Annotated in this window: 48 protein-coding genes; 15 read left to right on the plus strand and 33 right to left on the minus strand. The window is 48.4% G+C overall.

Annotation, left to right across the window (positions count from 1 at the left end):
* The 11 genes from KWG64_RS06130 to KWG64_RS06180 all read right to left on the minus strand — a co-directional run bounded on the left by KWG64_RS06130 (position 1) and on the right by KWG64_RS06180 (position 6,337).
* Positions 1-1,485, minus strand: coding sequence for a terminase (locus tag KWG64_RS06130; RefSeq protein ID WP_218521261.1), 1,485 nt, complete (start codon positions 1,483-1,485; stop codon positions 1-3).
* Positions 1,485-2,003 carry a hypothetical protein gene (locus KWG64_RS06135; protein WP_218521262.1) on the minus strand — a complete coding sequence of 173 codons (519 nt, stop codon included), beginning with the start codon at positions 2,001-2,003 and terminating at the stop codon, positions 1,485-1,487. The genes KWG64_RS06130 and KWG64_RS06135 overlap by 1 nt, the downstream gene beginning before the upstream one ends.
* A 3-nt stretch (positions 2,004-2,006) precedes the next feature.
* Complete coding sequence (locus KWG64_RS06140) at positions 2,007-2,384, minus strand: hypothetical protein (protein ID WP_218521263.1); 378 nt, start codon at positions 2,382-2,384, stop codon at positions 2,007-2,009.
* A gap of 336 nt (positions 2,385-2,720) precedes the next feature.
* On the minus strand, positions 2,721-2,957 hold the full coding sequence (locus KWG64_RS06145; protein ID WP_218521264.1) for a hypothetical protein: 237 nt from the start codon (positions 2,955-2,957) through the stop codon (positions 2,721-2,723).
* Positions 2,954-3,499: a KilA-N domain-containing protein gene (locus KWG64_RS06150; protein ID WP_218521265.1), complete on the minus strand. Its 546-nt coding sequence runs from the start codon at positions 3,497-3,499 to the stop codon at positions 2,954-2,956. Before KWG64_RS06150 ends, KWG64_RS06145 begins: the two co-directional genes overlap by 4 nt.
* A gap of 194 nt (positions 3,500-3,693) precedes the next feature.
* Entirely contained in the window at positions 3,694-3,966 is a 273-nt protein-coding gene (locus KWG64_RS06155; protein WP_218521266.1) for an Ig domain protein group 1 domain protein, read from the minus strand.
* Positions 3,963-4,484: a DUF2514 family protein gene (locus tag KWG64_RS06160; protein WP_218521267.1), complete on the minus strand. Its 522-nt coding sequence runs from the start codon at positions 4,482-4,484 to the stop codon at positions 3,963-3,965. Before KWG64_RS06160 ends, KWG64_RS06155 begins: the two co-directional genes overlap by 4 nt.
* On the minus strand, positions 4,481-4,687 hold the full coding sequence (locus KWG64_RS06165) for a hypothetical protein (protein ID WP_218521268.1): 207 nt from the start codon (positions 4,685-4,687) through the stop codon (positions 4,481-4,483). The genes KWG64_RS06160 and KWG64_RS06165 overlap by 4 nt, the downstream gene beginning before the upstream one ends.
* Entirely contained in the window at positions 4,678-5,307 is a 630-nt protein-coding gene (locus KWG64_RS06170) for a glycoside hydrolase family 19 protein (protein WP_218521269.1), read from the minus strand. Before KWG64_RS06170 ends, KWG64_RS06165 begins: the two co-directional genes overlap by 10 nt.
* Before the next feature lie 2 nt (positions 5,308-5,309).
* Entirely contained in the window at positions 5,310-5,624 is a 315-nt protein-coding gene (locus KWG64_RS06175) for a phage holin family protein (protein ID WP_218521388.1), read from the minus strand.
* Positions 5,625-5,791: 167 nt separating this feature from the next.
* The gene (locus KWG64_RS06180) at positions 5,792-6,337 is read right to left on the minus strand and encodes a hypothetical protein (protein ID WP_218521270.1); all 546 of its coding nucleotides are present in this window, start codon (positions 6,335-6,337) and stop codon (positions 5,792-5,794) included.
* A 195-nt stretch (positions 6,338-6,532) separates the two neighbouring features.
* On the opposite strand from KWG64_RS06180, the gene KWG64_RS06185 reads away from it, so the two are divergent.
* The gene (locus KWG64_RS06185) at positions 6,533-6,847 is read left to right on the plus strand and encodes a hypothetical protein (protein ID WP_218521271.1); all 315 of its coding nucleotides are present in this window, start codon (positions 6,533-6,535) and stop codon (positions 6,845-6,847) included.
* 222 nt (positions 6,848-7,069) lie between these two features.
* Here the strand turns inward: KWG64_RS06185 and KWG64_RS06190 are convergent, their stop codons facing one another.
* The 22 genes from KWG64_RS06190 to KWG64_RS06285 form a co-directional block, all read right to left on the minus strand.
* On the minus strand, positions 7,070-7,684 hold the full coding sequence (locus tag KWG64_RS06190; RefSeq protein WP_255562100.1) for a hypothetical protein: 615 nt from the start codon (positions 7,682-7,684) through the stop codon (positions 7,070-7,072).
* On the minus strand, positions 7,681-7,815 hold the full coding sequence (locus KWG64_RS25615; protein WP_255562101.1) for a hypothetical protein: 135 nt from the start codon (positions 7,813-7,815) through the stop codon (positions 7,681-7,683). Before KWG64_RS25615 ends, KWG64_RS06190 begins: the two co-directional genes overlap by 4 nt.
* On the minus strand, positions 7,812-7,991 hold the full coding sequence (locus tag KWG64_RS06195; protein ID WP_218521272.1) for a hypothetical protein: 180 nt from the start codon (positions 7,989-7,991) through the stop codon (positions 7,812-7,814). The genes KWG64_RS25615 and KWG64_RS06195 overlap by 4 nt, the downstream gene beginning before the upstream one ends.
* Entirely contained in the window at positions 7,988-8,626 is a 639-nt protein-coding gene (locus KWG64_RS06200; RefSeq protein WP_218521273.1) for a recombination protein NinG, read from the minus strand. The genes KWG64_RS06195 and KWG64_RS06200 overlap by 4 nt, the downstream gene beginning before the upstream one ends.
* Complete coding sequence (locus tag KWG64_RS06205) at positions 8,623-8,856, minus strand: hypothetical protein (protein WP_218521274.1); 234 nt, start codon at positions 8,854-8,856, stop codon at positions 8,623-8,625. The genes KWG64_RS06200 and KWG64_RS06205 overlap by 4 nt, the downstream gene beginning before the upstream one ends.
* Positions 8,857-8,985: 129 nt before the next feature.
* Entirely contained in the window at positions 8,986-9,414 is a 429-nt protein-coding gene (locus tag KWG64_RS06210; RefSeq protein WP_218521275.1) for an HNH endonuclease, read from the minus strand.
* A 2-nt stretch (positions 9,415-9,416) separates the two neighbouring features.
* Positions 9,417-9,620, minus strand: a complete 204-nt coding sequence (locus KWG64_RS06215) for a hypothetical protein (RefSeq protein ID WP_218521276.1) — start codon at positions 9,618-9,620, stop codon at positions 9,417-9,419.
* Positions 9,613-9,969, minus strand: a complete 357-nt coding sequence (locus KWG64_RS06220; RefSeq protein WP_218521277.1) for a phage protein NinX family protein — start codon at positions 9,967-9,969, stop codon at positions 9,613-9,615. The genes KWG64_RS06215 and KWG64_RS06220 overlap by 8 nt, the downstream gene beginning before the upstream one ends.
* The gene (locus tag KWG64_RS06225; protein WP_195812708.1) at positions 9,966-10,313 is read right to left on the minus strand and encodes a hypothetical protein; all 348 of its coding nucleotides are present in this window, start codon (positions 10,311-10,313) and stop codon (positions 9,966-9,968) included. The genes KWG64_RS06220 and KWG64_RS06225 overlap by 4 nt, the downstream gene beginning before the upstream one ends.
* Entirely contained in the window at positions 10,313-10,858 is a 546-nt protein-coding gene (locus KWG64_RS06230) for a phage N-6-adenine-methyltransferase (RefSeq protein ID WP_218521278.1), read from the minus strand. The genes KWG64_RS06225 and KWG64_RS06230 overlap by 1 nt, the downstream gene beginning before the upstream one ends.
* Positions 10,858-11,325, minus strand: a complete 468-nt coding sequence (locus KWG64_RS06235) for a recombination protein NinB (protein WP_218521279.1) — start codon at positions 11,323-11,325, stop codon at positions 10,858-10,860. Before KWG64_RS06235 ends, KWG64_RS06230 begins: the two co-directional genes overlap by 1 nt.
* A gap of 508 nt (positions 11,326-11,833) precedes the next feature.
* On the minus strand, positions 11,834-12,232 hold the full coding sequence (locus tag KWG64_RS06240; RefSeq protein ID WP_218521280.1) for a hypothetical protein: 399 nt from the start codon (positions 12,230-12,232) through the stop codon (positions 11,834-11,836).
* A gap of 3 nt (positions 12,233-12,235) precedes the next feature.
* On the minus strand, positions 12,236-12,559 hold the full coding sequence (locus tag KWG64_RS06245) for a hypothetical protein (protein ID WP_218521281.1): 324 nt from the start codon (positions 12,557-12,559) through the stop codon (positions 12,236-12,238).
* Entirely contained in the window at positions 12,556-12,825 is a 270-nt protein-coding gene (locus KWG64_RS06250; protein ID WP_218521282.1) for a hypothetical protein, read from the minus strand. Before KWG64_RS06250 ends, KWG64_RS06245 begins: the two co-directional genes overlap by 4 nt.
* On the minus strand, positions 12,825-13,016 hold the full coding sequence (locus KWG64_RS06255) for a hypothetical protein (protein WP_218521283.1): 192 nt from the start codon (positions 13,014-13,016) through the stop codon (positions 12,825-12,827). Before KWG64_RS06255 ends, KWG64_RS06250 begins: the two co-directional genes overlap by 1 nt.
* Positions 13,016-13,189, minus strand: coding sequence for a hypothetical protein (locus tag KWG64_RS06260; RefSeq protein ID WP_218521284.1), 174 nt, complete (start codon positions 13,187-13,189; stop codon positions 13,016-13,018). Before KWG64_RS06260 ends, KWG64_RS06255 begins: the two co-directional genes overlap by 1 nt.
* Positions 13,186-13,308, minus strand: a complete 123-nt coding sequence (locus KWG64_RS25620) for a hypothetical protein (RefSeq protein WP_255562102.1) — start codon at positions 13,306-13,308, stop codon at positions 13,186-13,188. The genes KWG64_RS06260 and KWG64_RS25620 overlap by 4 nt, the downstream gene beginning before the upstream one ends.
* Positions 13,305-14,036, minus strand: a complete 732-nt coding sequence (locus KWG64_RS06265; protein WP_218521285.1) for an ATP-binding protein — start codon at positions 14,034-14,036, stop codon at positions 13,305-13,307. Before KWG64_RS06265 ends, KWG64_RS25620 begins: the two co-directional genes overlap by 4 nt.
* The gene (locus tag KWG64_RS06270; RefSeq protein WP_218521286.1) at positions 14,033-14,836 is read right to left on the minus strand and encodes a replication protein; all 804 of its coding nucleotides are present in this window, start codon (positions 14,834-14,836) and stop codon (positions 14,033-14,035) included. The genes KWG64_RS06265 and KWG64_RS06270 overlap by 4 nt, the downstream gene beginning before the upstream one ends.
* Positions 14,837-14,898: 62 nt before the next feature.
* Positions 14,899-15,504, minus strand: coding sequence for a GIY-YIG nuclease family protein (locus KWG64_RS06275; protein WP_218521287.1), 606 nt, complete (start codon positions 15,502-15,504; stop codon positions 14,899-14,901).
* A 34-nt stretch (positions 15,505-15,538) separates the two neighbouring features.
* On the minus strand, positions 15,539-15,817 hold the full coding sequence (locus KWG64_RS06280) for a CII family transcriptional regulator (RefSeq protein ID WP_218521288.1): 279 nt from the start codon (positions 15,815-15,817) through the stop codon (positions 15,539-15,541).
* A 138-nt stretch (positions 15,818-15,955) separates the two neighbouring features.
* Positions 15,956-16,189 carry a helix-turn-helix domain-containing protein gene (locus tag KWG64_RS06285; protein ID WP_218521289.1) on the minus strand — a complete coding sequence of 78 codons (234 nt, stop codon included), beginning with the start codon at positions 16,187-16,189 and terminating at the stop codon, positions 15,956-15,958.
* Between the two features lie 103 nt (positions 16,190-16,292).
* Between KWG64_RS06285 and KWG64_RS06290 the strand changes: the two genes are divergently transcribed.
* The 14 genes from KWG64_RS06290 to KWG64_RS06355 all read left to right on the plus strand — a co-directional run bounded on the left by KWG64_RS06290 (position 16,293) and on the right by KWG64_RS06355 (position 23,767).
* Positions 16,293-16,991: a S24 family peptidase gene (locus tag KWG64_RS06290; protein WP_255562103.1), complete on the plus strand. Its 699-nt coding sequence runs from the start codon at positions 16,293-16,295 to the stop codon at positions 16,989-16,991.
* Between the two features lie 305 nt (positions 16,992-17,296).
* Complete coding sequence (locus KWG64_RS06295; RefSeq protein ID WP_218521290.1) at positions 17,297-18,085, plus strand: hypothetical protein; 789 nt, start codon at positions 17,297-17,299, stop codon at positions 18,083-18,085.
* A 694-nt stretch (positions 18,086-18,779) separates the two neighbouring features.
* Positions 18,780-18,983: a hypothetical protein gene (locus KWG64_RS06300; RefSeq protein WP_255562104.1), complete on the plus strand. Its 204-nt coding sequence runs from the start codon at positions 18,780-18,782 to the stop codon at positions 18,981-18,983.
* A 5-nt stretch (positions 18,984-18,988) separates the two neighbouring features.
* On the plus strand, positions 18,989-19,195 hold the full coding sequence (locus KWG64_RS06305; protein ID WP_218521292.1) for a hypothetical protein: 207 nt from the start codon (positions 18,989-18,991) through the stop codon (positions 19,193-19,195).
* Positions 19,196-19,214: 19 nt separating this feature from the next.
* Entirely contained in the window at positions 19,215-19,412 is a 198-nt protein-coding gene (locus KWG64_RS06310; RefSeq protein WP_218521293.1) for a hypothetical protein, read from the plus strand.
* A 437-nt stretch (positions 19,413-19,849) separates the two neighbouring features.
* On the plus strand, positions 19,850-20,014 hold the full coding sequence (locus KWG64_RS06315; RefSeq protein WP_195812724.1) for a hypothetical protein: 165 nt from the start codon (positions 19,850-19,852) through the stop codon (positions 20,012-20,014).
* A gap of 3 nt (positions 20,015-20,017) precedes the next feature.
* Complete coding sequence (locus KWG64_RS06320) at positions 20,018-20,230, plus strand: hypothetical protein (RefSeq protein WP_218521394.1); 213 nt, start codon at positions 20,018-20,020, stop codon at positions 20,228-20,230.
* Positions 20,231-20,590: 360 nt separating this feature from the next.
* Complete coding sequence (locus KWG64_RS06325; RefSeq protein WP_218521294.1) at positions 20,591-20,797, plus strand: hypothetical protein; 207 nt, start codon at positions 20,591-20,593, stop codon at positions 20,795-20,797.
* A complete protein-coding gene (locus tag KWG64_RS06330) occupies positions 20,794-21,069 on the plus strand; it encodes a hypothetical protein (RefSeq protein WP_218521295.1) in 276 nt (91 codons plus the stop codon). Before KWG64_RS06325 ends, KWG64_RS06330 begins: the two co-directional genes overlap by 4 nt.
* On the plus strand, positions 21,066-21,995 hold the full coding sequence (locus KWG64_RS06335; RefSeq protein WP_218521296.1) for a recombinase RecT: 930 nt from the start codon (positions 21,066-21,068) through the stop codon (positions 21,993-21,995). The genes KWG64_RS06330 and KWG64_RS06335 overlap by 4 nt, the downstream gene beginning before the upstream one ends.
* On the plus strand, positions 21,992-22,672 hold the full coding sequence (locus KWG64_RS06340) for a YqaJ viral recombinase family protein (protein WP_218521297.1): 681 nt from the start codon (positions 21,992-21,994) through the stop codon (positions 22,670-22,672). The genes KWG64_RS06335 and KWG64_RS06340 overlap by 4 nt, the downstream gene beginning before the upstream one ends.
* A gap of 2 nt (positions 22,673-22,674) precedes the next feature.
* Entirely contained in the window at positions 22,675-22,971 is a 297-nt protein-coding gene (locus KWG64_RS06345; RefSeq protein WP_218521298.1) for a hypothetical protein, read from the plus strand.
* 20 nt (positions 22,972-22,991) lie between these two features.
* Positions 22,992-23,510, plus strand: coding sequence for a hypothetical protein (locus KWG64_RS06350; protein WP_218521299.1), 519 nt, complete (start codon positions 22,992-22,994; stop codon positions 23,508-23,510).
* Positions 23,510-23,767: a hypothetical protein gene (locus KWG64_RS06355; protein WP_218521300.1), complete on the plus strand. Its 258-nt coding sequence runs from the start codon at positions 23,510-23,512 to the stop codon at positions 23,765-23,767. The genes KWG64_RS06350 and KWG64_RS06355 overlap by 1 nt, the downstream gene beginning before the upstream one ends.
* Position 23,768 lies beyond the last annotated feature (1 nt).

Here is a 23,768-nt window from a genome sequence, read left to right on the forward strand (position 1 = left end):
TTAAGCAGTGAATGGGCGAACCGTGGTTTTGATTGGTTTCTTGTTGTTTTTGGCTGCGGCGAAGTAACGGAAGGCATCAGCGCCGTGAGACGTGAAGTCATGAAGAGGTTTGTCTTTCCAGCAGCCGCGTTTGTCGTCCCACTCTTTCCGGTAGCCTTCGAGGTGCGATATACCGACTTCGCATTTGGCCGCATCGAAAACGCAACGAGGCAGAATTTCACGCACTGACTCTATGCCCGTATCAACGCCAACTTTTGGCACGACAGTGAAGGTCATTGAGTAATTCTGACCGTCGATTTCATAACCTTCTTTGGCGAGCTGCTTACGTGACTTAGCATCAGAACCGAACTCACGGTTCTCTATATCGTGTGGCCCCCAATGCTGGGCATAGTTGTAGCCACGATCTTTCAGCACCTTCATATAGTGCCTCAGGCCTTCACCGGAGTTTTCGTAGTAGTCGATAACGTGGAACTCTTCACCCACTTCACGCACGAACCAGATAGCCGTAGAGTCACCTACACCGATATCCCAGAACGTGTGAACGGGAAGGTGTGAGTTTTCAGGCAGCGTTCCGACCCGCTTGTTGGTATAGAGGAAACGGAATTGCTGAGCGTAGTAAGCGCCTTCAACTGATTGCTGGAATGCCTCTGCGGGTATGGTTGGGTATTCCCGCTTCATGTCATCGCCGAGCGTCTTCTCTTTGGCGAAGTACCAAGCTTTCTGACGCTCATTAAGGTGAACGTCGTGCTTGGCTTCCATCTCGCCGAAGTAATCAATCAGGCGCTGCGGTAAAGCCTCTACCGGGTCGATTGCATACAGCGGATTTTTCCACCAGGAGAAGAAAAAGAATTTCCAGTCGAGAGCGGATAATCTCTTACCCTGTAGCTGTGCTTTCTCTGCTGTCTGGCAGTAATCGAAGAAGTAACCGGCTCGACCTTCAGCAGTGCTCTCGATAGTGGCAAAGCATCCGGTTGATACGGCCTCAAATGCGCCTGTAACAATCTCACGGGCTTTGTCTGGATACTTAGCGCATATCTTGCCGAACTCTGACACGTGCAGGTAGCGCAGCGTTCCGCCACGAAATGAGGTACTGACGTAGAGTGATCCACCCTTCTTGAATACCAACTCGCCCGCAGAGTCGTTACTGGCCTGGTTAGCGGCTTTAATCTCGTCGGGTAATTTGTCGTAGGCGTATCTCACCTTTTCACGGAATAGTCGCTTAGCGTCGTTCAACGTGTGGGCGATCAGGGCGCACTTAGCAGACTCAAACAGCGCTGCATCCAGCTGAATGATACAAACCTCAGTCGTGAAGCCGAGCTGACGAGCTTTGAGAATGATGTTTCGGGTGTGGATACCTTCGAAGTATTCGCGCTGCTCAGGTGTCATCCTGAAGCGAACCGGCTTGCCTTCTTTATCGGTGATCCAATAGAGATTATTCAATCGCCAGTCTTTATCAGCCAACAACTTGAGGTGCTCAGGTTTCATTACGCCCCCTGAGACAGTGAATCCATCAGGTCAGAGATGTTATCGACTGATTTGTTTCCTTCGTCAGTATCGAGGTTGTAAGCCTTGCGCTCTGCTGCGATCACTTTGATTTGAGCATCAACACCGGCCGCGATTGTGCGAGCCATTGAAGCGTGATTCTCAGTGGTGATGACGGTGTCTTCAACAAACTCTCTAAGCTTGTTCGTAATTTCTCGCCAGCCCCTCAACCCCTCTCGGTGGCTGAGTACTAACTCGGCGGTTGCATCTGATGCTTCATCAACGATTTCTTCATCAGTTCGCACCTTTGACTGCGAACCGTCATTGCGAACCTCTGTGCGAACAAGCTTTAATTTGGTGGCCGTCTTTACCTTCTCGGTAAGGTCGCGCTGCCAATTGTGAAGTGTTGCTTTCTTGCGGATGGCGGTATCACTCACACCATGCTTTTCTGCAATTGCCCGGATAGACAAAGAACCAGCTCGGTACGCCGATTCGATGGCCTCCCAATCTGGTTTGGTCATTTTTTAATCCTTCGGCTGCTGTTGAGCATCTATGTGGTTCATCATGAAGTTGTTCACCTGGCGAGATAGCCAGCCTGCCAGATAGGCGAGAGGCTCTTGGTTATCAACCGATACTTTGATGCCAACGAGTTCAAGAACTCTCCATGCTGCGTGTACGCATTCATGGGTCAATGTCTCGCTGCAATAGTCTTCTAAAGTTCTGAAGGTGATGGCGATGTAGTCAATGCCTTTTGAGCACTGAAGGACGCTTACCATGGCTGAGTAATTTGTATCGATGCTCTCGTAGCCGAGGAACTTGTCTCCAGCCACTTTGGTAGAGAAGATCATCACGCGTACGCCATATAGCGGCACCTTGAGTTCTTTCGTCGCTTTCAGTGCCATGGTTACCTTCTTGGATGTCACAATTCTTCTGCCACAGCTTGCTTTGGCTGCTATGACCGGTAATTTCGGGGCATTCTCCGTTATCCAGAAGCCCATGCGCTCTACAGTGAGGAGATGTGTCATAGCTAACATGGATGGAGGCGAGACGGGGCTACTCGCATTAATGAGGTTTCGCAGCATTCATCACGGCTCACGCAGTTAATGTGCCACTTCCGTCTTTCCGGCTGCCGAGATGTGATCACCTCCTGCATAGGTTGCACACCTAATCCCTTGTCGAGGGGAATGCGTCATTATCAAGCGCCCGTCATACAGACGCTTTGTAATGACAGGCATTCATCAGAATTTGATGTCAATGTGATGCGGCTGTCCGCGATCATGGATGACAACCTGATAACTGATTGCTGGCAATATTCTGGCGATTATTTCTTTGCGCATCGTATTCAGCATGTCCTCTCCCCATTTTTCACCGATATGGCTGGCAATAACATCTTCTATGACTTTCTGAATCTGCTGTTCATTTGGGTAATGAGTCTTTACTGATACGTCGATATTTAGTTTCGTTGCCTCTGTCATGCTGCTTTCCCCTGCATTATGGCGACCATGTCTGGATCCATCTGCTCAATGATGTTTTCACGGGTCTCGTTGAGCATCTGCTTGCGACCACCTACGCCCCAGCGATTCATCGTGCGTGCGCTTTCACTTACTGCCTTCGTCTCATTGGCAATCAGAAGATCTAGTCGGTTGAGCCGCGTCATATTTCCAATTCCGCTCAAGACGGCCTCACGGAAAGTTTCATAAACGCTGATTTCAAACTCTGGGTTTATCCAGGCTGCATATCTTATGGCGAGCAACTCCACACCCCAGACACCTTGTTCCATACCACCGTTAATGACTCTAAGTGACTGATATTGTTCCAGAGGACTTTTTTGTCCTCTGCTATCAAGCGCGCGGACAAACCTCTTAATTGCGGCACTGCGGATGAACTTACTTGGCCGCTGCGACTCTGTAGCCTCACCTTTAATTACTGCGGCGGCGTGCAAGTCATTCAGGTTATAGCGACCTTCACTATCCACTCGAACAGAAACGCCATTCACGATTACCGTTGGATATTGCATTGTGTGTTCCTTTTGGAAGCAAGCCTCGTTGCCCAGAAACGACGCCCACAGAGAGGTCACCACCTAAACGGCGTTTCTCCGAGGCTTGTTTCCAGAAGGCTCTGTGATTTGGATATGCCGGGCATGGCACGGTTTTTCTTGCGGGCATAAAAAAAGGCCGCCGATTGGCGACCTCTTAATATTTGGTGATGGTGTTACAGGTATTTCTTAGCCAGCGCGACCAGCTCTGCTTCCGCTTCGCTACCGAGCTTCTCAATACCGTGTTCTACAAATGCCACAAAATTGGCGAATGCAGATTTTTCGGCATCCAGGGGAGAAGTCACTGCTACAACCGGCGCTGCTGGTTGAACGTCTGCTGCTACGTTTTCAACAACTGGTTGCGGGTCTGCTACGGCATCAACTAATGGTTCGGACATGATGGTTTCCTTGATGAATAGGCTTTTGAGCCATGCGATAAGTTTCTTCATTTCTTTGCGCTCAATGCTGCGTATGAGGATTCACACGCTAATCCCCTGACTCTTGACTGGTCAGCAATGTCTGCCAGCTTTGTTGCTCTTTCGTCAGCGCGGCGGAACAACTCGGCAAGCACAGTGGATCCGCTGGTAGTTGTTTGGCCTGCTCCGGCAGTTGAGGGTTTGCAGGCTCTTTCACGCTCTGAAAGTCTGGCGGCAAGCTTGTCTGCCTGTTTGTGCAGGCTGTCAGCTGTAGAAGCAGCAACGGCAGCGTCACCGTGAGCAGCATCAATCTTTTTCTGGGCATCTGTTGATATCGCATCGATTTCACCCTGCTTACGTTGTTCTTCCGCTCGCACTGCAGCTTCTCGCTGAGCGAGTGCAATGGCGTCAGCCTTATCGCGCTCACTCCATTTGAGTTGCCATGAAGTATTTGCTGAGTCGTAACCTTTGAAATAACTACCTGCATCGAGTGCCAGGATAAATAACACGGCCAATACCGGCTTCCAGTATTTCAGCAGGATGGCAATCATGGTTTTTTACTCTGGTCTGTCAGGCGGCCAACAACCCCACTGACGGCAATAACCGCAGTAATCACACCCATCATTGATGGAGGAATATATGATTTCAGGTCAGGAGGAAGAGTTACCCAAACCGTTGGAAGGATGCCTAAAATAAGGATGGTATGGACGGAAAACCATTTCCAGCACTGCTTCCAGTTCTCTACTAAGCGCATAGAACCTTCTCCGCAATTTTTAAGCGTGCTTGCCTATCAGCAAGGCCGTTGAAACCGCCATTAATTCTTTTGGTTAGCCCGGTGAAGTCCCCGGAGTCTGCAAAGGCATTGCATCCGTTAGCTTGCCAGAACCACCCAGCAGAACGAGCAGCGGGAATGTCTTGTGTCAGCAGGTCAGGATTTGCAATCAAGTCCAGTCCCAACACTTTTCCGCAAACCAGATAGTTATCATGGAAAGTGACCTGCTTCAGGCCACGACCACGAAATTTATATCCATCACCTGGCTGAGTGTTTCCGTATCTTCCACCGTAAACAATATTGGCGATGGCTTGCTGTCGTGCCGGTGATAGCGCCAATTCGCCATTACCACGTCCCAACTGTTCACGCTGCGCAGCTGTCAGTCGCGTTCCGAATACTGCCAGACCTGCGACTGAGTAGTTGAACGATTCGGACAACTGTTTAAATCCAGCAGACTCAGTGCCAATTTGTGCAATGAACGCAGCCTGACGTTTTGGCGTGTCGATACCAAACTCTTTCATTGCAGAAACAAGCGGGTTGAACCAGCGGACAGCCAGATCAGCCGTGATATTGGCAGCAGCCATAAATTGGGACTGGTTCATAGTTAGACCTTCGGAGGGGTTGATACACCAAAGAAGCGATCCCAGAAGTAAGTCAAAGCAACGCTACCCATAGCTCCGCAGAGTCCGGCGCACACATACGTCATGTTCTGACTTGCGTGTGTTTCCTGACTTACCAGCCCACCAATTAAACCGGTGAAACTGGATACCGCTATCTGAGCTAAGGCCGCAGCCCAACTCCACTGAGTTTTGTTCGATTTAATATCCATCAGGTACCTCACTATCCCTCCCCATGCGGAGAGGCCAACGACGATCAGCCAACTAATGGCTGCGTAGTTGTTTGGGTCTTTTTCTGGCATAAAGCCACCTTTTGAATGGAGTCGCCAGACGTGTTGCTGGTTAATAGTCATAGGAATAGAGCCTCGACCGCATGGTTTCATGAGGGTGAGGTGACTGATTGGTCGGGCTCTAAATTTGGGTAATAAAAAAGGCCACCCGAAGGCAGCCTTAAAGTTTTTCCTATCTTCTAGAAGCTTTTATCTTCTTCGAAAATTAAATTCTCATCATTTACCGACATAAGGACGCGAAGTTTTATTTCTTCACATACGTCTTTATATTTGTTTTCCGTCGCTGCTATATCAAATATCTTCTTTCTCCCATTGGGCTCTAATGAAACGCCAACAGTCCCATTTCCATCTTTAATTGAGAGATTGATATCCACGCGTGACAAAGCACCACCACGAGGAGAATCATCTATAACAGTGCTAATGGAAAAGCTAAGGCTGTAGTCGTTGTTTAGTTCAATAGTATTGAGAGCGCAGCGCTTGAAGTGTTGTTCGTCATACACCCTACCTGCCATAACATACGGGATGCTAATGCCTTTTATGTCTTGCCAGGTGTTCTTTTCAAGGTTGAGCGATGCCTCATAAGCTTCTACTAACGCCTGCGCCTCGCTAACAACCACATTCTGACGGTCAATCCTAGCCTGTTCTACTTGTTCGCGCCTTTCTCGTATCTGTGCGTACTCAATGGTCATTACCGTACTCCAAAATCCATTATTAGGAATGAGCATAGTTACCACCATTTTTGTTTGCTTTCAGAGAGTCAGCGCCCATAAAACACATCGGAAAGAGCACTGACGAGCGTCGTCACACTGATAGCGGCGTTTCGCGATTGCTACTCCGAAACTAAACAATGCCGTCTGCCTAATGCTCTTACCTGATGTGATAACTTGATTTTGAATACAACTACTTCTTAGGAGTTAAAAATGGAAAGCTTCGACACGCCACACTTGCTCCAAAACCTTTTTGATAATGGCTACTGCAAATATAAATTATACCCATCCGTTGAATGGTTTGATCCTAAATCTGCCGCATACATACTTGATGCTCAAGGCGGAATAATATGCTCGTTCGATACGTCAACTCTCTTATGGCACTTCAGCGTAAGCAGGAAAACTTACGCGGAGGCAAACGCCATGATTTTGACTGATCAGCAACTTTCAGAATTTGATGTTGCTAACATATGCCTCACTCATCAACTTGGGATTCAGGAATTTTCACCAAGCTTAGAAAATGATTAAAAGCAAAAAGCCCCGCATTTCTGCAGGGCTTCTTATTCTGACCTCTCAGCCAGTTCGATTGGAGTTCCAGCCTTACGGCGAAGTGACCAATTCGGCAGTTTCGATAACTCAGGGGCTGTCGCTTATTTCCTGAATCACCGCTCTTCGCCTTCGACGTCCGAGCATAGCTACTTTTGCATAGTTCGGCGTCGCGTTCAAGTTAATTAGATAAAATATTTCTATTTAAGCGGCAATATGTAGTTTTTCATTCTCCATTTCATCAATCATTGCAGAAAAAAGCATGTCTTCAGCCGCTGTTTCTGCCCACCGGACGCGTCTACGGGATGATTCCAGATCAATACCTGTCTTGGCTGAAAGCTCTTCAGAGATAAGTTGCGGTAACTTGCGGTCGCGATAGTGTCTAATCATTACATCGCGAATAGGGTTGTTTACTGATAGCGTCTTTGTAATAACTGCTTCTACGAATTCAGCGTCATCTGTTTCTTTGGCGAGAGTAATGGCACTGGCTCCGGAGTTTTTAGGGAGAAATATCTCCTTCACTTTTTTGAGTAACTCATCTCCTGAATACCCCTGCTGAGCAAGGTTTGAGAATATCACCTGGATACGTTCACCCTGCTCAGCGTTCCATTCTTGATTCCACATGAGGCGGCCTAGAATATTCATAGCGCCTCGCGCTGGCCCTTCGCTACCTCTGTGCTTCGAACCCCAGTTCATGAGCATGTAGCGAGTCCAAGTGCGTTGACGTGGTGTGATCTTCTTAGCTCCGACAGCCCACTTACCTCTAAGCTGAGTTTCACGCGCAAAGCTGGCTAACTCTTTCAGCAATTTGTCACTCATACCTTCACCTTATTGGCATCTGATCTGTTGATGATTTCGCGGCGCTGTTCACGAACACGATTTAGCTTTTGTTCGAGCTGCTTTTCTTCTTCGTTGAGGCGGGATAGCTCGTGTTTGTCGTATTGGGTCATTTCTGCCACCTGATAGCTGCGTCCAGTTCGCTCTGAGGGATTGCCAGCAGAGTTTTCTTCTCATTTAGCTTGAGGTTTCTGGCACCCATGAAGACAATGCCGGAGGGTGTGCGTACTGCGGCCACGCTGCGATGGATGTACATTTCGAGTAGAGCAATGGTGTTTTGAATACTCATGCGGCCTCCTGATATCGCTTACGGAGTTTTTCGTAATGACGAGCCCGGCGAGTGAATATTGCTTTCACGCGCTGAAGATATGGGATGTCGAATTTACGAGGAGTGTTGTCGTGCTCTATGCGCTCTACGCGCTCAACGCCGTAACGTGCGATTAGGTTTATGCGGAATGGTATTAGGTTGCCTGATAGCTCACGATTGCACCTGACGCATCCTGCTGCGATGTTGAAGGTGTAAAAGCGAAGGTGTGATGCTGAACCTCTCGACCGGTAGTGACTGGCATCCACTGCCCCGCCACGAACGCCGTAATTAAGTGGCTTACCGCATGCTATGCATGGCTTACCGTAATCACGCCAGAATATGAACCTGTTAACCGCTACCTGAGCCTCTTTGTTCCAGTCCGATTTTGTCTTGAGCTTTTCCCTTCGCTTCTTCAAGTCGTCGCGTTGTATGCGTTCCTGCTTGCGAGATTCACGCTCTGCTATCTCAGCATCACGTTGTTTGTTGAAGGCGATAGCGCATTTGTAGTTGTGGCAGACTTTTTGGAGAGAACTTCGGGGGGTGTATTCAGTGGAGCAGATTGGGCAGATTTTCGGTTTGGGTTTCTTTGGCTCTTTGCGTAGCCTCGGGTCTTTCATCTTGCTCTACCCCGCTTTTTGGCTGCTCGTTTAGCGCGGGCAAATCCGGCATTACGGCTTTGTTTTTCTTGCCATGCCTCACTTTGTTTTTCAGTTTTAGCCTCGACAGAGAAGTAGGCCTCTTTCGGAAGGCTGAAGGCGCTTGATACATCAACGCTACGACCGGCGCGAAGCATTCCCACGAAGGACTCTACCGAATCGCCAATCACTAAAATAATAACTCTACTCATCGCTCTCACTCCTCAGATGTTCAGAAACCTCGACTCCATTTAGCGCCCACCAATCTGTGCAGTCTTCGCAGCAGTAATTTTTCGTCTGGGCTTAGTGGTACGCCGCAGCCTTGGCAGACTGGTTGTTCATCAGGCGGCGTTTTCATTGAGTTGCTCGCTGTATTTTTCGAACCAGAAAACGATTGGCGTTGCCGTTATGCGCACCTGACCGAACCTTTCCGCCGTGCGGAAATTTACGCTATACAAACGCGCCCTTTCTGCCTGCTGAGCTATTTGCTCCCTGAGGCATTCAAGGTCGAACGATGCTTTGAATAGATTGCATGGTGCGCACGCTGGGAATAGATTTTCATGCGTGTCATTTTCAGGCCTAAAGTGCTCGCCGGTGGCTACAATTTTCCGCATTCCATTTGGCTGCCTACCACTAAATTCCAGTTTTCTGATGACAGCCTGAACATGGTCGGCGTGCCAGCCCTTCTCCGGTAATTCACATCCGCAATATGCGCACTTTCCGCCGAACATTTCTCTCAACTCTGAGCGCTGCTTTTTGGTTAGCTTCACGTTTATCTCCACATAGGGTTCTGCCAGACGTAACTCTGCCTTGGCTGATTCTTGTATTCGGGTAACAAAGCAGAGACGTACCAGCCGCGATAATCAGCGGATAGTTGCTTTGAGGTTTGGATGTTTCGGAGGGTGTACTGCTTGATGAGGTCGTTGGCTTGCTTGGTGGACATGATTTCGTGAGTGAACCATGTTGATTTAGCCATCGCATTTCTCCGCGTCTTTCATTTGCAAAAAGACAATCATTGCTGCGCGGAGGGGTGATTCATTCACATGCTGCAAAAACTCATGATTACCTGACCGCTCTGCAATCCATAGTCCGGTAGGGAAAACCTCAGCTTCACTTTCGTCAATAAATTCATAGTCCGGTTCGATGGTGATTAGATTTCCATAAATAATCGGCCATGCGTCTGCAGGGTTGTTGCAGGGGTCATAGTCGCTCAACAGAATATCCAGCATCATTTTTCCAAGAAGCCTGACTGGATGCTTTCCCCACGTTTCGTGCAGCACTGCCTGCTGAATATCAAAGTCACTCATTGCTGAATAATCTTTCATGCTTTCTCTCCATATGAGCCGTACCACCAGCCGTCATCGCCTTTAGCTAACTCAACCCTGACAGATGAGTTTGAGCCTTTAGCCACCATCCGCAGAACGCGCTTTGATACCGAAAAAGAACCTTGGTCACTTACCTTGTATGCGTTTTCGGACTTGCCGATGCGTAGCTTTGACTCCTCTTCGTCGATTTGAATGTCTATGCTCTCGCTATACAGGCCAGTAACTTTTGTGACCCGACAGCCAGTTGAGCCAGATTTAGTCATTCGAAATGATATCGACGGAGTTTTTGAGCCTCGACCCCGACCCAGTTCTTTGGATATGTTTGCTTGAGATACATAAGCCATTACGCCGCCCTCTTCATCAGTCGCGCACCAAACGACAGAAGCGCATCCCGATCGATAGTTTTCATCTCGCAATGGGTGCGAGGCCATGGATGCCAGATAATCAGCATCTGCCCTTTGTTGTTTCCAGATACCGGCTTGCCAGTTTCCGCGCTCAGAAACGCCAGCCTGCCGCCAGTGATGAATCTCACTTCGTGCGCGGTAGATATTGCTTCACGGAACCAGCCTACTGACGTGTCGGCGTTGAGAAGCATCACGCAGCCGGTGAAGTGTTCTGCATTCTCCGCCGCCGCCTTCTGAACGAACGGGGTGACATTGCTATACGGAGGGTTCAGCCATGCGTAGCCGGGAATGTTTGGCATGACGGAGTTCCACGGGGTTTCCAGTGTGTTTTGTTCTTCAGTGATGAAGTGTTGGCACAATGCATTTGTTGCGCTTGCTGCGGCATCAAGGATGAAACCGAACTCCGCATTGAGTGCTGAAAATAATTCCGGCGGGGTTCGCCAACCATCCTTGTACTCGGCTGGTGTATTCGATTTATCTGTCATTACGCCACCTGCTTAAGTTTGTTTGATTCACCCCAGCGATTTGCCCATTCGATGTTCAACTTGGACTCTTCACTGAACTTGACGCCATGCTCTGTGCCAAACCAGTAGATAGCCTCAATGACTTCTACCATCTGAGCTACGCGCATCTTGCTGGTACGCTGACCGAACATCACAACTCCGCCGCCAATGCCAGGAGCGGTGCGCTGCTCTTCTTTCTTGGTTTTTGCAACCAGAGCGGTGATTAAATCCTTCCAGTCTTCCTCGTCGTACTTCTGGTCGAACCAAACGACCTGCACAGAAAGGTCATGCAGCAGAGGCCACATTTTCCGATTCTGTGAGAGGGTTCTTTTGGGAGGGGATACTTCAACTTCGAAAGGTTTGGACTGGTCTAGCTGGATGTTCTTGAGATGGTCTATCAGGTTTCTTCGGATATCTTCACTTCGTAGGTAGAACGTTTGTTTGTCCACTTGTCACCTCGCTTCCCGCCTTCGGATTGGTGAGCACGTAAAGCTCGCCATCAGAAATCATCCTCATGGCTGACTCGGCCATCCACGGGTATCTTTCGCCAATTTCTCGCAACTCGTGATACTCACCGTAATTATTTGCAAAGAGCCTTTCCTGTGATGACATCATGCGCAGCCAGTCAGGCGTAGCTGACCTCACCTTGCAGTAAACATTGGGCATCATTTACCCTCCGGTTCGACTACATCCACCATATGCGAAGATCGAACAGTAATGCCTATCACATCATTGCAAGTAAACGGTGAGAGTGGTTCGGAAGCGGGCTGCAATGAAAACTCAATTTCGCCGCCTCGGTACCGGATATAGCGAACAAAATATTCAACTGAGAAAACCGTTACGCAGTCGCCGGGCTTAATCTCATGCGCTCGGATTTGTTTCATAGTTCACTCTCCGGTTTAGGGGCGGCGGCGAGCATATATAGGTAAGCGCAGCTGAATCCTGCTGATTGCATACCTAAAACATGCGCATCAACCATTTTCTGAGTAGGCTCAATCGGAACCAACGCCCATCCATCCGGCGTGAAATAGTTTGTGATAACGGTCGCCTCTGAACCAGCCAGAGCTGGGTCAAAGCCAAGCATATCTGGCACCTGCTCTGTACGGGCTGGTTGGGGGGGGTGGTGTAGATTAAGTCGTCAATTTCAACGCCGGAGTCCTGTGGCGGCATAAAATAAGTCATTGTGTATGACTTACCTACGAAGCCAACCGGCTTGGCCTGCTTTGCTGCCAGGGCTATGCGGGCGAGTGAAATCATCTCGAACAATTTTGGTGCGTCTCTCATATTCCCAGCTGACAGCCTATTAATAAACCCTTCCAGCCTTTCTTCGCTGAACTGCTCTAAATCGTTATTCATGGCTTATTCATTCTCCGATTCAACAACCAATCCCGCCTTAACAGCTTCGATGATTCTTAGTAGGTAAGCCGTTTTAGCCTTCGTGCGTTTATTTCCAGCCGATAAGTTATCAGCGAGATATTCGCCGCAACATCTCAAGAAAAACTTTTCAACACTATTGCCATTCATTCCACCCCAGAAGCTAGTCCAAACCTCACCCCAGCAAATGATAGTGATGCGACCGACACCAGCTGCGAAATTTTCCAGAATAACAGTCACAGGGTCTAGACCCGGCACGTCCTCGATATACAACCGACTTATCGTTCCAACTCCGTTAGTTACTTTCATTCCGTCTTCCCCTTAATTCTGATTCCGTGGGAGGTGATGGCCTTCTCAATATCACGCTCATATCTCATGCGCTGAAATGTGCCTTCGAACCAGTATTCACTGTCACTTGTGGCTGGGATGATGATTTCTAGCGTGTTACGACTGGCATCCCAAGCTTCCATCTGCGATTCACGGCGACGCCCAATTGCGGTCACTCCAAGACCATGCCTACGCATAAAATCAAGCTTCGGTTCAAACCACTTCTCAAATGCTGCCTTAGTGTCCATCACGCCTCTCCTTTCAGGTTTTTATATACGGCAGCCAAGGCCAAAATAATTTCAAGAACTAGCGTCACTCGCAGGACGAATCCCCATCCCACAAACTTGAAAGCGTTATCCCACATAACAAAGCTCATAAATGCCATGTACGCAGGCGTGATGAGAGCAAACCCTATTGCCCACAGAAAGTATTCAATCATCAGAATTCCCCTTTCACTTGCCCGGCACCCATCTGCACGAATATCTCAGCAACCTTCTCGCTGAATTCAAGCATGTTGGCTCGCTTGGCTGGTGTGCTTATGTCCTGTAACCAGTCGTAGTCATCAGCCGCGTAGCTGGCTATTACGGTGTAGTCGTCTGGTGTGATTTTCATGGGTTAGCCTTCTTCAGCCCGAACTTTTCACGAAGTTCTGCCAGTTTGTCCAAGCCATGTTTGCGTTTGGCTGCGCGGTTGAAATCAACAACCGGTTCGTACTTCGGTTTCTCGTTCATGCGACCACCTTCCGGCGATAGCTCGGCCAGTCAAAATTCACCCACAAGCCGCCGTCCATTGTCATGCGATCCATGATGCGAACGCCCAGCAACTCAGTCATTCCCTTAGCGTCGAGATTGGTCAGCATGCCGACAGGTTTCTTTCCTGACAGACGGCGATCGACAATCTGGAACAGCACAACACCCTCGTTCGTGTTGCCGCGCTGCACGCCGATATCGTCCAGCACAAGCAGGTCAACTTTGCAGAGGTCATCCATCAGCTTCGACTCGGTGGTCTTAGCGCCGTCCTGATACGTCTCACGGAATTTCATCATCAGGTCAGGGATTGTCACGATAAGAACCGATTTGCCGTTTTCCAGAAGCTCGTTGCCGATTGCCGCCGCCAGGTGATTCTTCCCGGTACCGCAACCACCGCTGAAGATGAACCCGCCGAACCCTGAGCCAAACTTACCGGCGTAGGTCTTGGCCTTCCGCAGCGCTTCCTGCTGTGCTGGTAGCTCAGCGTTATAATTGCCGAACCGGCACTCACGGTGAAGCTCCTGAATGCCTGAGCGACCAAGAACGCGTTGCATTCTGGCAAGACGGTTGGCCTCGGCGATCCGCTCAGAGTCGATGCGCCCCTGTTCTTTCTGCCACGCCATCAGCTCTTCACCAGTGGTGAACTTAGGCGTTACACCTTCGGGCATTGCAGCTCTGAGGCGTTTGATAACATCGTATGCGCTCATCATTGGAATCCTTCTGGGATGTGGTTGGATGGCTTAGCAGGCTGAGCTACGCCGGTGCGTTTTGTTGCTGGCTTGCCAAACTTGATGGCGTTGCGTATCCACGTGTTGAAGGCCAGACCCCAGTCCTTGTAGGTTGAACCTTTCGACTTGTGATAATCCGTGAAAGCATCAAGCTCGTTTTGCAGGTCAACCCCCAGCGTATTAGCAAGCTTGGTGTTACCGGCAGTTGGAGAGAAGTCCGTTGGGAATTGCGTAGCCCTCTTGGACTTCTTTTCGTCCAAGGGGGATAAAGGGGGTTTATTGTTTATATTCTTGTTATTACCTTCTTGTTCATGATGTGCGGCTTTAAGTGCGGGGTAGTGTGCGGCACCACCATCTGAGACCGCGCCATTACTGGCTTCGTCATGTGCGGGGTAGTGTGCGGCTTTATGTGCGGGTAAATTGTCTATTTTTTCGGCATATTCAGCGTAATTTAGGATGGTAATTACCGTCCCTTTTCGCTTCTCACCGTCCATGGAAATCATTCCTTCCTTTGCGAAAAAATTAAGCATCCTACCCACTGCATCACGGCTGGTTGGCTTCCCTTCCCTATCGCAAAGAGAGAGGCCTAAATCAGCCGCTGTCACGACCAGTTGACCGGCTTGAAGATTCCATTGGTTACCTTTGAAATTCACTGTGCGGGGCTTTCGCTGCGCCCCTAATAACAGGTCTTCCCAGAGAGTTCGGAGATAAACATCCTTCGCCCATGATTTCTTCTTGATGCTTCGGTACAACGGGACGTAACCAAGCTTCTGGTTATCCATCCGGTTGCTCCTGAAATGTCCCGTCGGCTGCTCGGGGAAAACTAATATTTGTGCTGTATTCATCAATCCGCTTTCCCTGTTGGTTTGACGAGTTCGAATCCCTCTCCTGTAAATACCAAGGTTCCACCGTCTTCAGTTAATTGCTTAACCAATGCCGCCCCTATATTTGCCAATGCCCAATAAGCATTACCCTTACTTCCAAATGCACTTATGCCCATCTCAAGCAGCATGAATTCAGTGTCATGTGGCAAGAAGTAATCGCCGAACGTCACGAAGTTGAAAGTGCCGCACAATTCCTCCACAGAAGTGGATTCTCCGTAGGGCAGAAATCTTCTGCATTCAACTAGGATTCGGTCAAGTGGACACGAGAAGAACTCCCTGGACTGATTTACTCGAAATCGAGAGAGGGCTTCGTGGAGAATTTTCTCGTCTCGCTCCGGATCCGTAGAAATGAATTTTGCTTCGATAATAAATGGAGTTGGTGATCCGGATGATTTGGATAATTGCCCAGCCCGCTGGCGAGGATGATTTCTCGTCATTCCGACCTTGAACATTCCGGGCATTGATTCGCTTGAAAGAACATAAATCCAACCTTTAGGGTTGAAGTCTTCAGCGAAAGGAAGCGACTCCAGCGATTCCATCTTTAAAAGGTCTTCAATGAGTGGCATAATGACTCCTGTGAATATGAACAGTTATTTGCAACTACGCCTCGAAATGCTCGATACATTCCGGGGCGTTTTCTTTTGTGAGTAACCGCGCTACTGACTTAGCCAGATTCGACAATTCCTCGTCCTCTACTCCCCATTCCAGAACTGCCAAAAGCATTCCCATCTTGGGGATCATCGTTTCTTTCCATCTGGTGATTTGTGACTCGTTAACGCCTACAGCTTTTGCTACTGCTCGCTGACCACGAATAGCTATGCCATTCATAATCTTGCTTGTGATTTCATTCGCTTTATTGCGAGTGCTTGCAATGTCCATGCGTGATACTTCCGTTGTTGGTTAGTTGTGTGTTTGCGTGATCAGCCCGTGGGGATGACCACAGTTAGATTTAGTTTTTTTTGAATTCGCTTTGCAGCGACGTAGGACGAATGTCCATTGTGAAAAGAGCGGTGAGGATTAAGCGGCTTCGGCCAGTTCAGGCCAGATTTTAAACCAGTCATCTGGGTGCAGGTCTTTACGCAGAACGCTGCACTTAGAATTGACTTCAATTTGCACTGAAAGAGCTGCGCCAAGCTTTTGTTTGGTACTGATTGCCTTACGTAGATACTCAACAGATGTTCCGCAATTGGTTGCGAAATCACGCTGCATTGATATCGACAAGGCGTTTAAATAACTTCGTAGAGTTTCCATACGAGCTCCTTGCGTGATAATTAACTCAAGTATACTCGCAAGTATAGAACTTGCAATACTCTCAGGTTATTTACCTAAAGGTATTACTCGTTAAGATAACAACATGAAAAGTGATGATGGTTTTGACATGTACGAACGCAGACGTATTGCGTTGCAAGGGCTGGTTGATAGCCATGGCTCTCAGAAAGCTCTTTCTGAAAAAGTAGGGATTGCTGAGTCAGTGATCTCTCGAATGCTCTATCCAGAAGGCAAAAAGAACAAAAGAAACATTGGCGAAAAATCCGTTCAGATGATTGAGGAAGGTCTCAATTTACCTAGGGGTTCGATGGATGGCATTGCCGGAGCTGGCACAACAATTCCTGATGAGATCGAATTCGTCGGTAAAGTACGATTAGGTGCTGTGCCTGTCGTAGGCGAAGCTGCGTTGGGAGTTGATGGCATGATTCAGATGGAAGAGCATCCGGCTGGCTGGTTACAAATTTATAGTGCCGATCCTAACGCATATGGACTCCGGGTTCGCGGCGACAGCATGCATCCCCGCATTCAATCAGGTGAATTCGTCGTGATTGAACCTGGAACGAGGGTACAGTCCGGCGATGAGGTGTTTGTCAGAACTACTGACGGTCACAACATGATAAAAGTTATGACCAAGATGCGCGATGGAGCATTTCAGCTCTCAAGCATTAACAACGATCACCGCCCTATCACGCTACAGCAATCCGACATTGAGAAGATGGAGTACGTATCTGCCATCATCAAAGCCACTAGGTTTGTAGCAAATGGTGATGTGTCAGATGAATAGGCATTTGCCTGAGCCGGTTACAGTGGCATGAAGAGACTTTCGTCAAACATTTGGATTCGAGCATGAAATTTAAATTTATACCCCCAGTTATCATACTGGCAGGTGCTGTAGGATTTATGGTGTGGTTCTTTGCTAGCGGCGCTGCGATGCCTGGTGGCTGAAGAATAGCTCACGCAAAGAGGTTACTTGCTTTAACTGTAATTAAACCTAAAGTTAAATTCGTGATTACCGATAAGTATATTTGATTAGTAATTTGCGAATATTAATGTAAAGTCTTGAACCTCGACGTAGGATGAGCGTCTATAATGACAACAACGGTATACGATAGGCTGTCTCGTGCAGTAACTAGCGACTCTCGCTGGTCTTGTGATTTAGACCCATTCGACCCTGGATATGTTGGACATATCCTATATGTCGATGACACTGGTTTTGGCAAACTCGCGATGCGAGAAGATACAGTGATGGTCTTAGCTGGAAATGGGACTCTTATTGAGTTGTGGAAGGAGTGGCTAACAAGAGATGAACTATCTTTTGAAGTAGAAATGCCGCCTCTTAATATTCCAGGAAAAATGCCATTCTCAATTTACCTCATTGAAATGTCTACCAACACGGTGCTATTCGATGAGGGACATAAACATACCGTTTTCAACCTCGATGCTAACGAGGTTTTAGCTTCGTTCTCCGGCTCAGGTGGAGTTCACGCCGCAGACAGTTGGATTGAGTCTGCTTGCTGCAGAACAGCTATAGATTACGCAAAAACGAAGGATCACTATACAGGCGGCACAGTCCGTTTTGTAGATTTCGCATCTAGAAAATGTGATTTAGAAAGTGGCCTTACTACTATTCAGGAAGTTGTAAATTTGATGCTTGAGAGGGGATACATTATGGATACGAAAAAGCCCGGAGCCACCCCAGTTTCGATTAGTGCACAGGAAGTAGCACATGTTCGTCAACTGCTAGCAAATGGTAGCTTGATGCCCTCCGCACCGGTAGGTAAAGGCGCAAAAGAATGGGATGAGAATTCCAAGGCTAAATTTGTTCAAGCTATTGAGCATATCAGGCAGGCAGAGGCTCGAAAAAAAGCTGAAGCATAATCCTCGTGCATAAACCCGGCCACCGAGCCGGGTTTTTTGTACCTACGATTCGCTAGACTTCTTGGTTAACGCCCTCTTTACTTCGATCCAGACTATAACTAACGCCAATCCTAACCCGCCCCAGCCGATACTTTGCATCAATACATATCCTGACTGGCCTAGCGTGTAAGTCATGCCAAACCCAAACAGCATCAGACACGCTACAAATATAACAGCCTTAATAATCCCCATCCCGCTCGCCCTCACTAACACCCGATAATTTATCCCATCATAGCCGCATTTAAGTAGATGCGATGAGTCACGCCTGAATGAAATTCAAAATAAATTACCTTAACTATCAACATCTTTACTCGTAAGTAGATAAATAATTTACTTGTGGGTATAGACAGGTAATTTACTCGCGAGTATATTTAATTCATCGAAACGAAACGACCCGCTCGATACGCTCTTTGAACAACGGTGAGGATCACCTACGTGGCCGAAAGGCCAATTAATACCAAAGCGTAAGTTTTGGGATGTAATGAATTGCAGCTCATCGAAGCAACCAGAAGATCAGCACCTGGCATCGCATCCCAAAACTCACACAGGAGGTTTTATGACACGCAGAACGCAATTCACTGGCACAGCAGAGAGTCGTCGTCGTGAAGCTCGTAAGCACCTACAGGCGCTTCCAGTTAATGACTTCTCTACTGGTATGGATGTATCACCGGCGGCACCGAGCAAAGCTGAGCTGACCTGCAAACGTAAGCCAGCGATGAGAGCGGTAGTGGCGACCATCACCACGACTACGAAGCATTACCCGAGCGCAGACAATATCTGTTTGCCTGACGTGGCAATTTTCGCCGCCGGTCATCGCAGCGATAAATACGAGCATCCATATCACGTTATTAAGGGGTAGAAATCATGGCATCAAAAAAACCTGACTACAGCGCAAAAGTTAAGTTCTGGCTTCCGACCTATTCCGGAGACTTTGAGGGCGGCATGTACGGTTGCACAGTTGAACTGTTCGGTATGCTTCCATTGGCTCAGCAAGAAAAAGCCCTTGAGAAGATGACTGCCAAGGTAATGAAGGCAAAATCCGAAGCTGCTGATTCAGTTCGGCAACAGTAACTGCACTATGAGGTGAGAGATGAAGAAGTTGTTATGCGTGAAATCGCAGGATTCTAAATGCTTCACTGAAGGAAATATCTATGAAGCGGAGGACGAGATGGATTTCATTGTTGGTAATGATCTTGACGCTCAGCAACCGTGGGTGCTCACAGGAATGGACGTAATTGCATTCAACTCCAAGTTGGCATCTTTTGAGTTTGCCGCATCACATAACTAACTGAGACTACCGATATGAAGGTTATAAATAATAACTACACGCGAAAGGTTAAGTATTTCGACGTTGAATTCTCAATTCCTGAAAATCACTCTTACATTGCAACCGACAGCGATGGAACGATTTACAGCTTTTATTTAGCACCCGATTTTAATGGTGAAGACTGGTATGCCGAGGAGTCGGGATTTTGCAGGATTGGTACCGCAGAACTTCACTCTTCCGAAGCGGCAACATCACTTCAAAGCTACACCAGATAACACCCACCGGAGTCATCCCCATGCGATTAATAAACACTTTAACAGGTGAGCACTTTCTCGTCGTGAGGATGGCTAACCAGTACGAATACGTCATTAAAGAGATAGGCACACGAAATAAGTTGCGCATGAACCATGAGCAATATGCGGCTTATCGTTTGAAACCTGAAATTGAGGAAGTTGACCATGACCAAAGAACAATATGAAAGCTTCGAAGTTGCAGCAAAGCCTTTGATTCAGTGGCTTGCTGAAAATGTTCACCCACATCATTCAGCCGTTGTTACCAGCACTGACGCAGAGTTGTTTATGAGTGAATGCGTAGTGAAAACCGAAGAGTTTCTTAAGGACTAACAGATGAATAGTGACTATCTGCTGACTGTCTATCCCACCACGGAGGCCAACTGGCTTAACGAGAACGTGCGAACTGAAGGTCTGGTTTTGCGCGACCACTTCGCAGGTCTTGCAATGCAGTCAATCAGCCTTTCCTTAGACAAAAATGAGCAACAACTGATCGCCAATGCTGCATACCAGATGGCGGACGCAATGCTCGAAGCCCGTAACAAGTGAGCCACTTCCTGCTGCGCATTCACTGAGTGCGCATCGTGATAAGCGCCCCTTATCAGCTAAAGCTGTGAACCACTTCGCCCTGTCACCCCGCAGGGCTTTTTTATATCTGCTGCATATCAAATCGCCCTCCCTCAGGGCTATTCGACATGCAAACACACAATCACAATCGGAGTATCCCCACATGATGACCTTAGCCATCGTAGGGCAGTCCACATCGGGCTGCTCTACTAACTATTTGACCAAAATGCAGCACTCACCAGCTTTTCGCGTTACCTCAGCAAGTTTTAATCAGCCGCCTAAATCATTCCTTCAGAAGTTATTCGAGCGCCTGGTAGCAACCTTAAATCAGGAAGGTCAGCCATGAACATTGAACTCACCTGTCGAGGAGAAGTGAAGTCTAAGCACGGCATCAGGCCATATGAAACGGACGTGATCATTGAATCTGTGAGTCACATGGATATCTCAGAAAACTTCGACATCTTGCAGTGGATAAGCGACGAAACACTGGCTGCTTACCTCCGCTCTCGTGGATTTTCGGTAACCATGCCAGAGGAGAAAGCAGCATGAGACACAGCAGCTACGACTACATCAGAGACCAGCATGAAGATTTGGATGCTGCAATCGAACGAGTGGAAGAAAACCTTCGCAAGCGCACGATGAAGATTGCAGAAACCTACCCCGAAACACCTCTGGAATTCGCTGATAAATCCAAGCTCACAGCACAGCAGATTCACGCTCTGGACAATGAATGGGCTCAGGACGAGTACGCAAAGTTCATTGATGCAATCAGCAGCCATGAAGCACACGGAAGAATATCAAAAATGGAGAGCGCAGCATGAACCAACTTCTGGTAAATCAGGTTCACGACATCATCAACCCGCTGAAGTTAGATTTCGAGCAGGTGTGTTCTGAGCCGAGCCTGACCTTTAAACGTGAGTCAGAGTTTGCCATGCAGATATTCGCAAACAATGACTATCTGGCAGGCGTGGCAACCAAGAATGGCGTATCGACCCGCAGCGCGATAATGAACGTTGCAGCGATTGGCATTTCTCTAAACCCAGCTCAAAAGCTCGCATATTTAGTGCCACGGAAAGGCGCTATCTGTCTGGACATCAGCTATATGGGTCTGATGCACATTGCCCAGCAGTCTGGTGCAATCAAATGGTGCCAATCAGCGATAGTCAGAAAGAACGACCGCTTCATGCGTACCAGCATTGACCGCCCACCAACGCATGAATTCAATGAATTCGACACCATTGAGCAGCGCGGAGAAGTGGTAGGCGCTTACACGGTAGTTAAGACGGATGAAGGCGACTATCTGACGCACACCATGCGAGAAGAAGATATTTTCTCAATTCGCGACCGGTCAGAGGCATGGAAGAAATATCTTTCTGATAACACCAAGCGCTGCCCTTGGGTCACTGATGAAGAACAGATGATCTTGAAGACAGTCGTGAAGCAGGCCACCAAATACTGGCCTCGCCGTGAGCGTCTGGATGCGGCTGTTGATTACGTAAATACCGAAAGCGGCGAAGGTATCAACTTTAGCCAGGAACGCGGACAGGAAAAGGATATCTCACCTTCCACCGACGACACCATTCAGGCGATTAATGACTTGCTCCTGCAAATGGACAAAACATGGGATGCCGACTTGCTCCCTATTTGCTCGCAAATATTCAAGCGCCCTATCACCTCACCGGAACAACTCACCGAACCTGAAGCGCTGAAGGTGGTGGACTTCCTGAAGAAGAAGGCAGCCGCATGACACCTGAAATCATCTTGCAGCGGACAGGGATTGACGTCCGCACCACACAGCAGGGAAGCATAGATTGGCTCAAACTTCGGCTCGGCGTCATTACCGCCTCGGAAGCCGGAAAGGTCATCTCAAAGCCACGCAGTGGAACCAAATGGACAGAGACCAAGCTCACCTATTTCTACACACTTTTAGGCGAGGTTTGCACAGGGAATGTGGTTGAGGTAAGCGCAAAGCCTTTGGCGTGGGGGAAGGAATACGAAGCATCAGCACGGTCGCTGTTTGAGTTCACCACTGACGTGAAAGTTACCGATGTGCCGATCATCTTTAAAGACGAAACACTTCGCTGCGCCTGCTCACCTGATGGTGATTGTAGCGACGGTAAAGGTCTGGAATTGAAGAGCCCTTACACCAGTGCGGTATTCATGAAATTCCGACTCGGCGGTTTCGACGCAATCAAAGCTGAGTACATGGCACAGATTCAGTACAGCCTATGGGTCACCGGCAAGGATGCCTGGTACTTCGCAAACTACGACCCACGTATGAAGCGTGAAGGGCTGCATCACGTTGTTGTCGAGCGTGAGCAGAAGTTCATGGATGAATTCGACGAAATGGTGCCCGAGTTCATCAGCAAAATGGATGAAGCGCTGGCTGAAATTGGTTTCGAGTTCGGAGAGCAATGGAGGTAGCCATGTCACAGCAACCCTGGGAGCGATACGAACTGGATTTCCTCGCAGAAGTAGCTGGAACAATGACGCTAAAAGAGGTGGCTGAGAAACTTGAAAGGACTCAAGGCTCAGTTAAAAACAAAGCCATGTATCTCGGTATCACCCTCTTCTCTGCCAAAGGATGGCAGTCATGGACTCCAGAGCACGCCGCCCTATTCAGCTCTCATTCAGATAAAGAAATATCCCTCATTACAGGCCGCTCTCTACGTGCAGTAGCCACTAAGCGCTACAACCTCAGAATTCACGCCAGAGCAGCCTAACCTCTTTCAAGGAACACATTATGCAACTATCCGAAATGCAGGGTCTCCTTGCAGGTAAATGCCTGCCCGGTGACATGAAAGTTAACGAGTCACTGGCTGAGTATCTGCTGCGTAAACTCGAAGACCGTAACGAATTGGAACGCCAGCTCTCCGCCAAAACAATCTCCGAGCAAAACATCATCAACGCTTTCGGCATCAAAGGTGAAGGCGCACACAGCAAGCTGGTCATTGAGTATGTGAGCGGGCTGGTGGCTCTGGCAGAAGAACGCCGAGAATTCATAGTTAACGGTGTCGAATACGACTATATCGAACTGCCATTATTCGAAGAAGACCGCGCTAATGCGACATACCAGCGCTGCCTATTAAAAGATGGTTATGCAGCTGCTGACATCACCGCAGAACTCCGCGCACAGGGTGTAGATGAGTATGCCAACGCAACAATTGCAATCGGCGAGGATGAAAGGAATTTAGACATCATCTACGCGGGAAATCAGGCCAAGTTATTCGCCGCCAATCTGCGCGCTGGGAGGAAGGGATAATGGCAAAGCTCACTGCAAAGGAAAAGAAATGGGTTGCCGAGGTGCAAGCCGTATTAAACCGATGCCCCTCAAATCGTATCGGCTTCGCGACGATCGGAGACCCTAACGTAACTCTGTTCGACGTGACACGCTACAAAGAAATTTGCGCCGAATTAGATAAGGGAGGCCGCGACTTCATCCCTTGTTCTGACAGGGTGGGTGCTACGTTTGATGAAACGCTAGATTTTCCAAACTCAGTTGAATCCACGGCGGGCTAAT

Source organism: Rahnella sp. PD12R, assembly GCF_019200965.1.
Taxonomy (GTDB): Bacteria; Pseudomonadota; Gammaproteobacteria; order Enterobacterales; family Enterobacteriaceae; genus Rahnella; species Rahnella laticis.

Coding starts and splice junctions, on each gene's coding strand:
- KWG64_RS06130 (WP_218521261.1), bottom strand. CDS start 1,485: ATGAAACCTGAGCACCTCAAGTTGTTGGCTGATAAAGACTGGCGATTG.
- KWG64_RS06135 (WP_218521262.1), bottom strand. CDS start 2,003: ATGACCAAACCAGATTGGGAGGCCATCGAATCGGCGTACCGAGCTGGT.
- KWG64_RS06140 (WP_218521263.1), bottom strand. CDS start 2,384: ATGGCACTGAAAGCGACGAAAGAACTCAAGGTGCCGCTATATGGCGTA.
- KWG64_RS06145 (WP_218521264.1), bottom strand. CDS start 2,957: ATGACAGAGGCAACGAAACTAAATATCGACGTATCAGTAAAGACTCAT.
- KWG64_RS06150 (WP_218521265.1), bottom strand. CDS start 3,499: ATGCAATATCCAACGGTAATCGTGAATGGCGTTTCTGTTCGAGTGGAT.
- KWG64_RS06155 (WP_218521266.1), bottom strand. CDS start 3,966: ATGAAGAAACTTATCGCATGGCTCAAAAGCCTATTCATCAAGGAAACC.
- KWG64_RS06160 (WP_218521267.1), bottom strand. CDS start 4,484: ATGATTGCCATCCTGCTGAAATACTGGAAGCCGGTATTGGCCGTGTTA.
- KWG64_RS06165 (WP_218521268.1), bottom strand. CDS start 4,687: ATGCGCTTAGTAGAGAACTGGAAGCAGTGCTGGAAATGGTTTTCCGTC.
- KWG64_RS06170 (WP_218521269.1), bottom strand. CDS start 5,307: ATGAACCAGTCCCAATTTATGGCTGCTGCCAATATCACGGCTGATCTG.
- KWG64_RS06175 (WP_218521388.1), bottom strand. CDS start 5,624: ATGCCAGAAAAAGACCCAAACAACTACGCAGCCATTAGTTGGCTGATC.
- KWG64_RS06180 (WP_218521270.1), bottom strand. CDS start 6,337: ATGCTCATTCCTAATAATGGATTTTGGAGTACGGTAATGACCATTGAG.
- KWG64_RS06185 (WP_218521271.1), top strand. CDS start 6,533: ATGGAAAGCTTCGACACGCCACACTTGCTCCAAAACCTTTTTGATAAT.
- KWG64_RS06190 (WP_255562100.1), bottom strand. CDS start 7,684: ATGAGTGACAAATTGCTGAAAGAGTTAGCCAGCTTTGCGCGTGAAACT.
- KWG64_RS25615 (WP_255562101.1), bottom strand. CDS start 7,815: ATGACCCAATACGACAAACACGAGCTATCCCGCCTCAACGAAGAAGAA.
- KWG64_RS06195 (WP_218521272.1), bottom strand. CDS start 7,991: ATGAGTATTCAAAACACCATTGCTCTACTCGAAATGTACATCCATCGC.
- KWG64_RS06200 (WP_218521273.1), bottom strand. CDS start 8,626: ATGAAAGACCCGAGGCTACGCAAAGAGCCAAAGAAACCCAAACCGAAA.
- KWG64_RS06205 (WP_218521274.1), bottom strand. CDS start 8,856: ATGAGTAGAGTTATTATTTTAGTGATTGGCGATTCGGTAGAGTCCTTC.
- KWG64_RS06215 (WP_218521276.1), bottom strand. CDS start 9,620: ATGGCTAAATCAACATGGTTCACTCACGAAATCATGTCCACCAAGCAA.
- KWG64_RS06220 (WP_218521277.1), bottom strand. CDS start 9,969: ATGAAAGATTATTCAGCAATGAGTGACTTTGATATTCAGCAGGCAGTG.
- KWG64_RS06225 (WP_195812708.1), bottom strand. CDS start 10,313: ATGGCTTATGTATCTCAAGCAAACATATCCAAAGAACTGGGTCGGGGT.
- KWG64_RS06230 (WP_218521278.1), bottom strand. CDS start 10,858: ATGACAGATAAATCGAATACACCAGCCGAGTACAAGGATGGTTGGCGA.
- KWG64_RS06240 (WP_218521280.1), bottom strand. CDS start 12,232: ATGAATAACGATTTAGAGCAGTTCAGCGAAGAAAGGCTGGAAGGGTTT.
- KWG64_RS06245 (WP_218521281.1), bottom strand. CDS start 12,559: ATGAAAGTAACTAACGGAGTTGGAACGATAAGTCGGTTGTATATCGAG.
- KWG64_RS06250 (WP_218521282.1), bottom strand. CDS start 12,825: ATGGACACTAAGGCAGCATTTGAGAAGTGGTTTGAACCGAAGCTTGAT.
- KWG64_RS06255 (WP_218521283.1), bottom strand. CDS start 13,016: ATGATTGAATACTTTCTGTGGGCAATAGGGTTTGCTCTCATCACGCCT.
- KWG64_RS06260 (WP_218521284.1), bottom strand. CDS start 13,189: ATGAAAATCACACCAGACGACTACACCGTAATAGCCAGCTACGCGGCT.
- KWG64_RS25620 (WP_255562102.1), bottom strand. CDS start 13,308: ATGAACGAGAAACCGAAGTACGAACCGGTTGTTGATTTCAACCGCGCA.
- KWG64_RS06265 (WP_218521285.1), bottom strand. CDS start 14,036: ATGATGAGCGCATACGATGTTATCAAACGCCTCAGAGCTGCAATGCCC.
- KWG64_RS06270 (WP_218521286.1), bottom strand. CDS start 14,836: ATGGATAACCAGAAGCTTGGTTACGTCCCGTTGTACCGAAGCATCAAG.
- KWG64_RS06275 (WP_218521287.1), bottom strand. CDS start 15,504: ATGCCACTCATTGAAGACCTTTTAAAGATGGAATCGCTGGAGTCGCTT.
- KWG64_RS06280 (WP_218521288.1), bottom strand. CDS start 15,817: ATGGACATTGCAAGCACTCGCAATAAAGCGAATGAAATCACAAGCAAG.
- KWG64_RS06285 (WP_218521289.1), bottom strand. CDS start 16,189: ATGGAAACTCTACGAAGTTATTTAAACGCCTTGTCGATATCAATGCAG.
- KWG64_RS06290 (WP_255562103.1), top strand. CDS start 16,293: ATGAAAAGTGATGATGGTTTTGACATGTACGAACGCAGACGTATTGCG.
- KWG64_RS06295 (WP_218521290.1), top strand. CDS start 17,297: ATGACAACAACGGTATACGATAGGCTGTCTCGTGCAGTAACTAGCGAC.
- KWG64_RS06300 (WP_255562104.1), top strand. CDS start 18,780: ATGGATGTATCACCGGCGGCACCGAGCAAAGCTGAGCTGACCTGCAAA.
- KWG64_RS06305 (WP_218521292.1), top strand. CDS start 18,989: ATGGCATCAAAAAAACCTGACTACAGCGCAAAAGTTAAGTTCTGGCTT.
- KWG64_RS06310 (WP_218521293.1), top strand. CDS start 19,215: ATGAAGAAGTTGTTATGCGTGAAATCGCAGGATTCTAAATGCTTCACT.
- KWG64_RS06315 (WP_195812724.1), top strand. CDS start 19,850: ATGACCAAAGAACAATATGAAAGCTTCGAAGTTGCAGCAAAGCCTTTG.
- KWG64_RS06320 (WP_218521394.1), top strand. CDS start 20,018: ATGAATAGTGACTATCTGCTGACTGTCTATCCCACCACGGAGGCCAAC.
- KWG64_RS06325 (WP_218521294.1), top strand. CDS start 20,591: ATGAACATTGAACTCACCTGTCGAGGAGAAGTGAAGTCTAAGCACGGC.
- KWG64_RS06330 (WP_218521295.1), top strand. CDS start 20,794: ATGAGACACAGCAGCTACGACTACATCAGAGACCAGCATGAAGATTTG.
- KWG64_RS06335 (WP_218521296.1), top strand. CDS start 21,066: ATGAACCAACTTCTGGTAAATCAGGTTCACGACATCATCAACCCGCTG.
- KWG64_RS06340 (WP_218521297.1), top strand. CDS start 21,992: ATGACACCTGAAATCATCTTGCAGCGGACAGGGATTGACGTCCGCACC.
- KWG64_RS06345 (WP_218521298.1), top strand. CDS start 22,675: ATGTCACAGCAACCCTGGGAGCGATACGAACTGGATTTCCTCGCAGAA.
- KWG64_RS06350 (WP_218521299.1), top strand. CDS start 22,992: ATGCAACTATCCGAAATGCAGGGTCTCCTTGCAGGTAAATGCCTGCCC.
- KWG64_RS06355 (WP_218521300.1), top strand. CDS start 23,510: ATGGCAAAGCTCACTGCAAAGGAAAAGAAATGGGTTGCCGAGGTGCAA.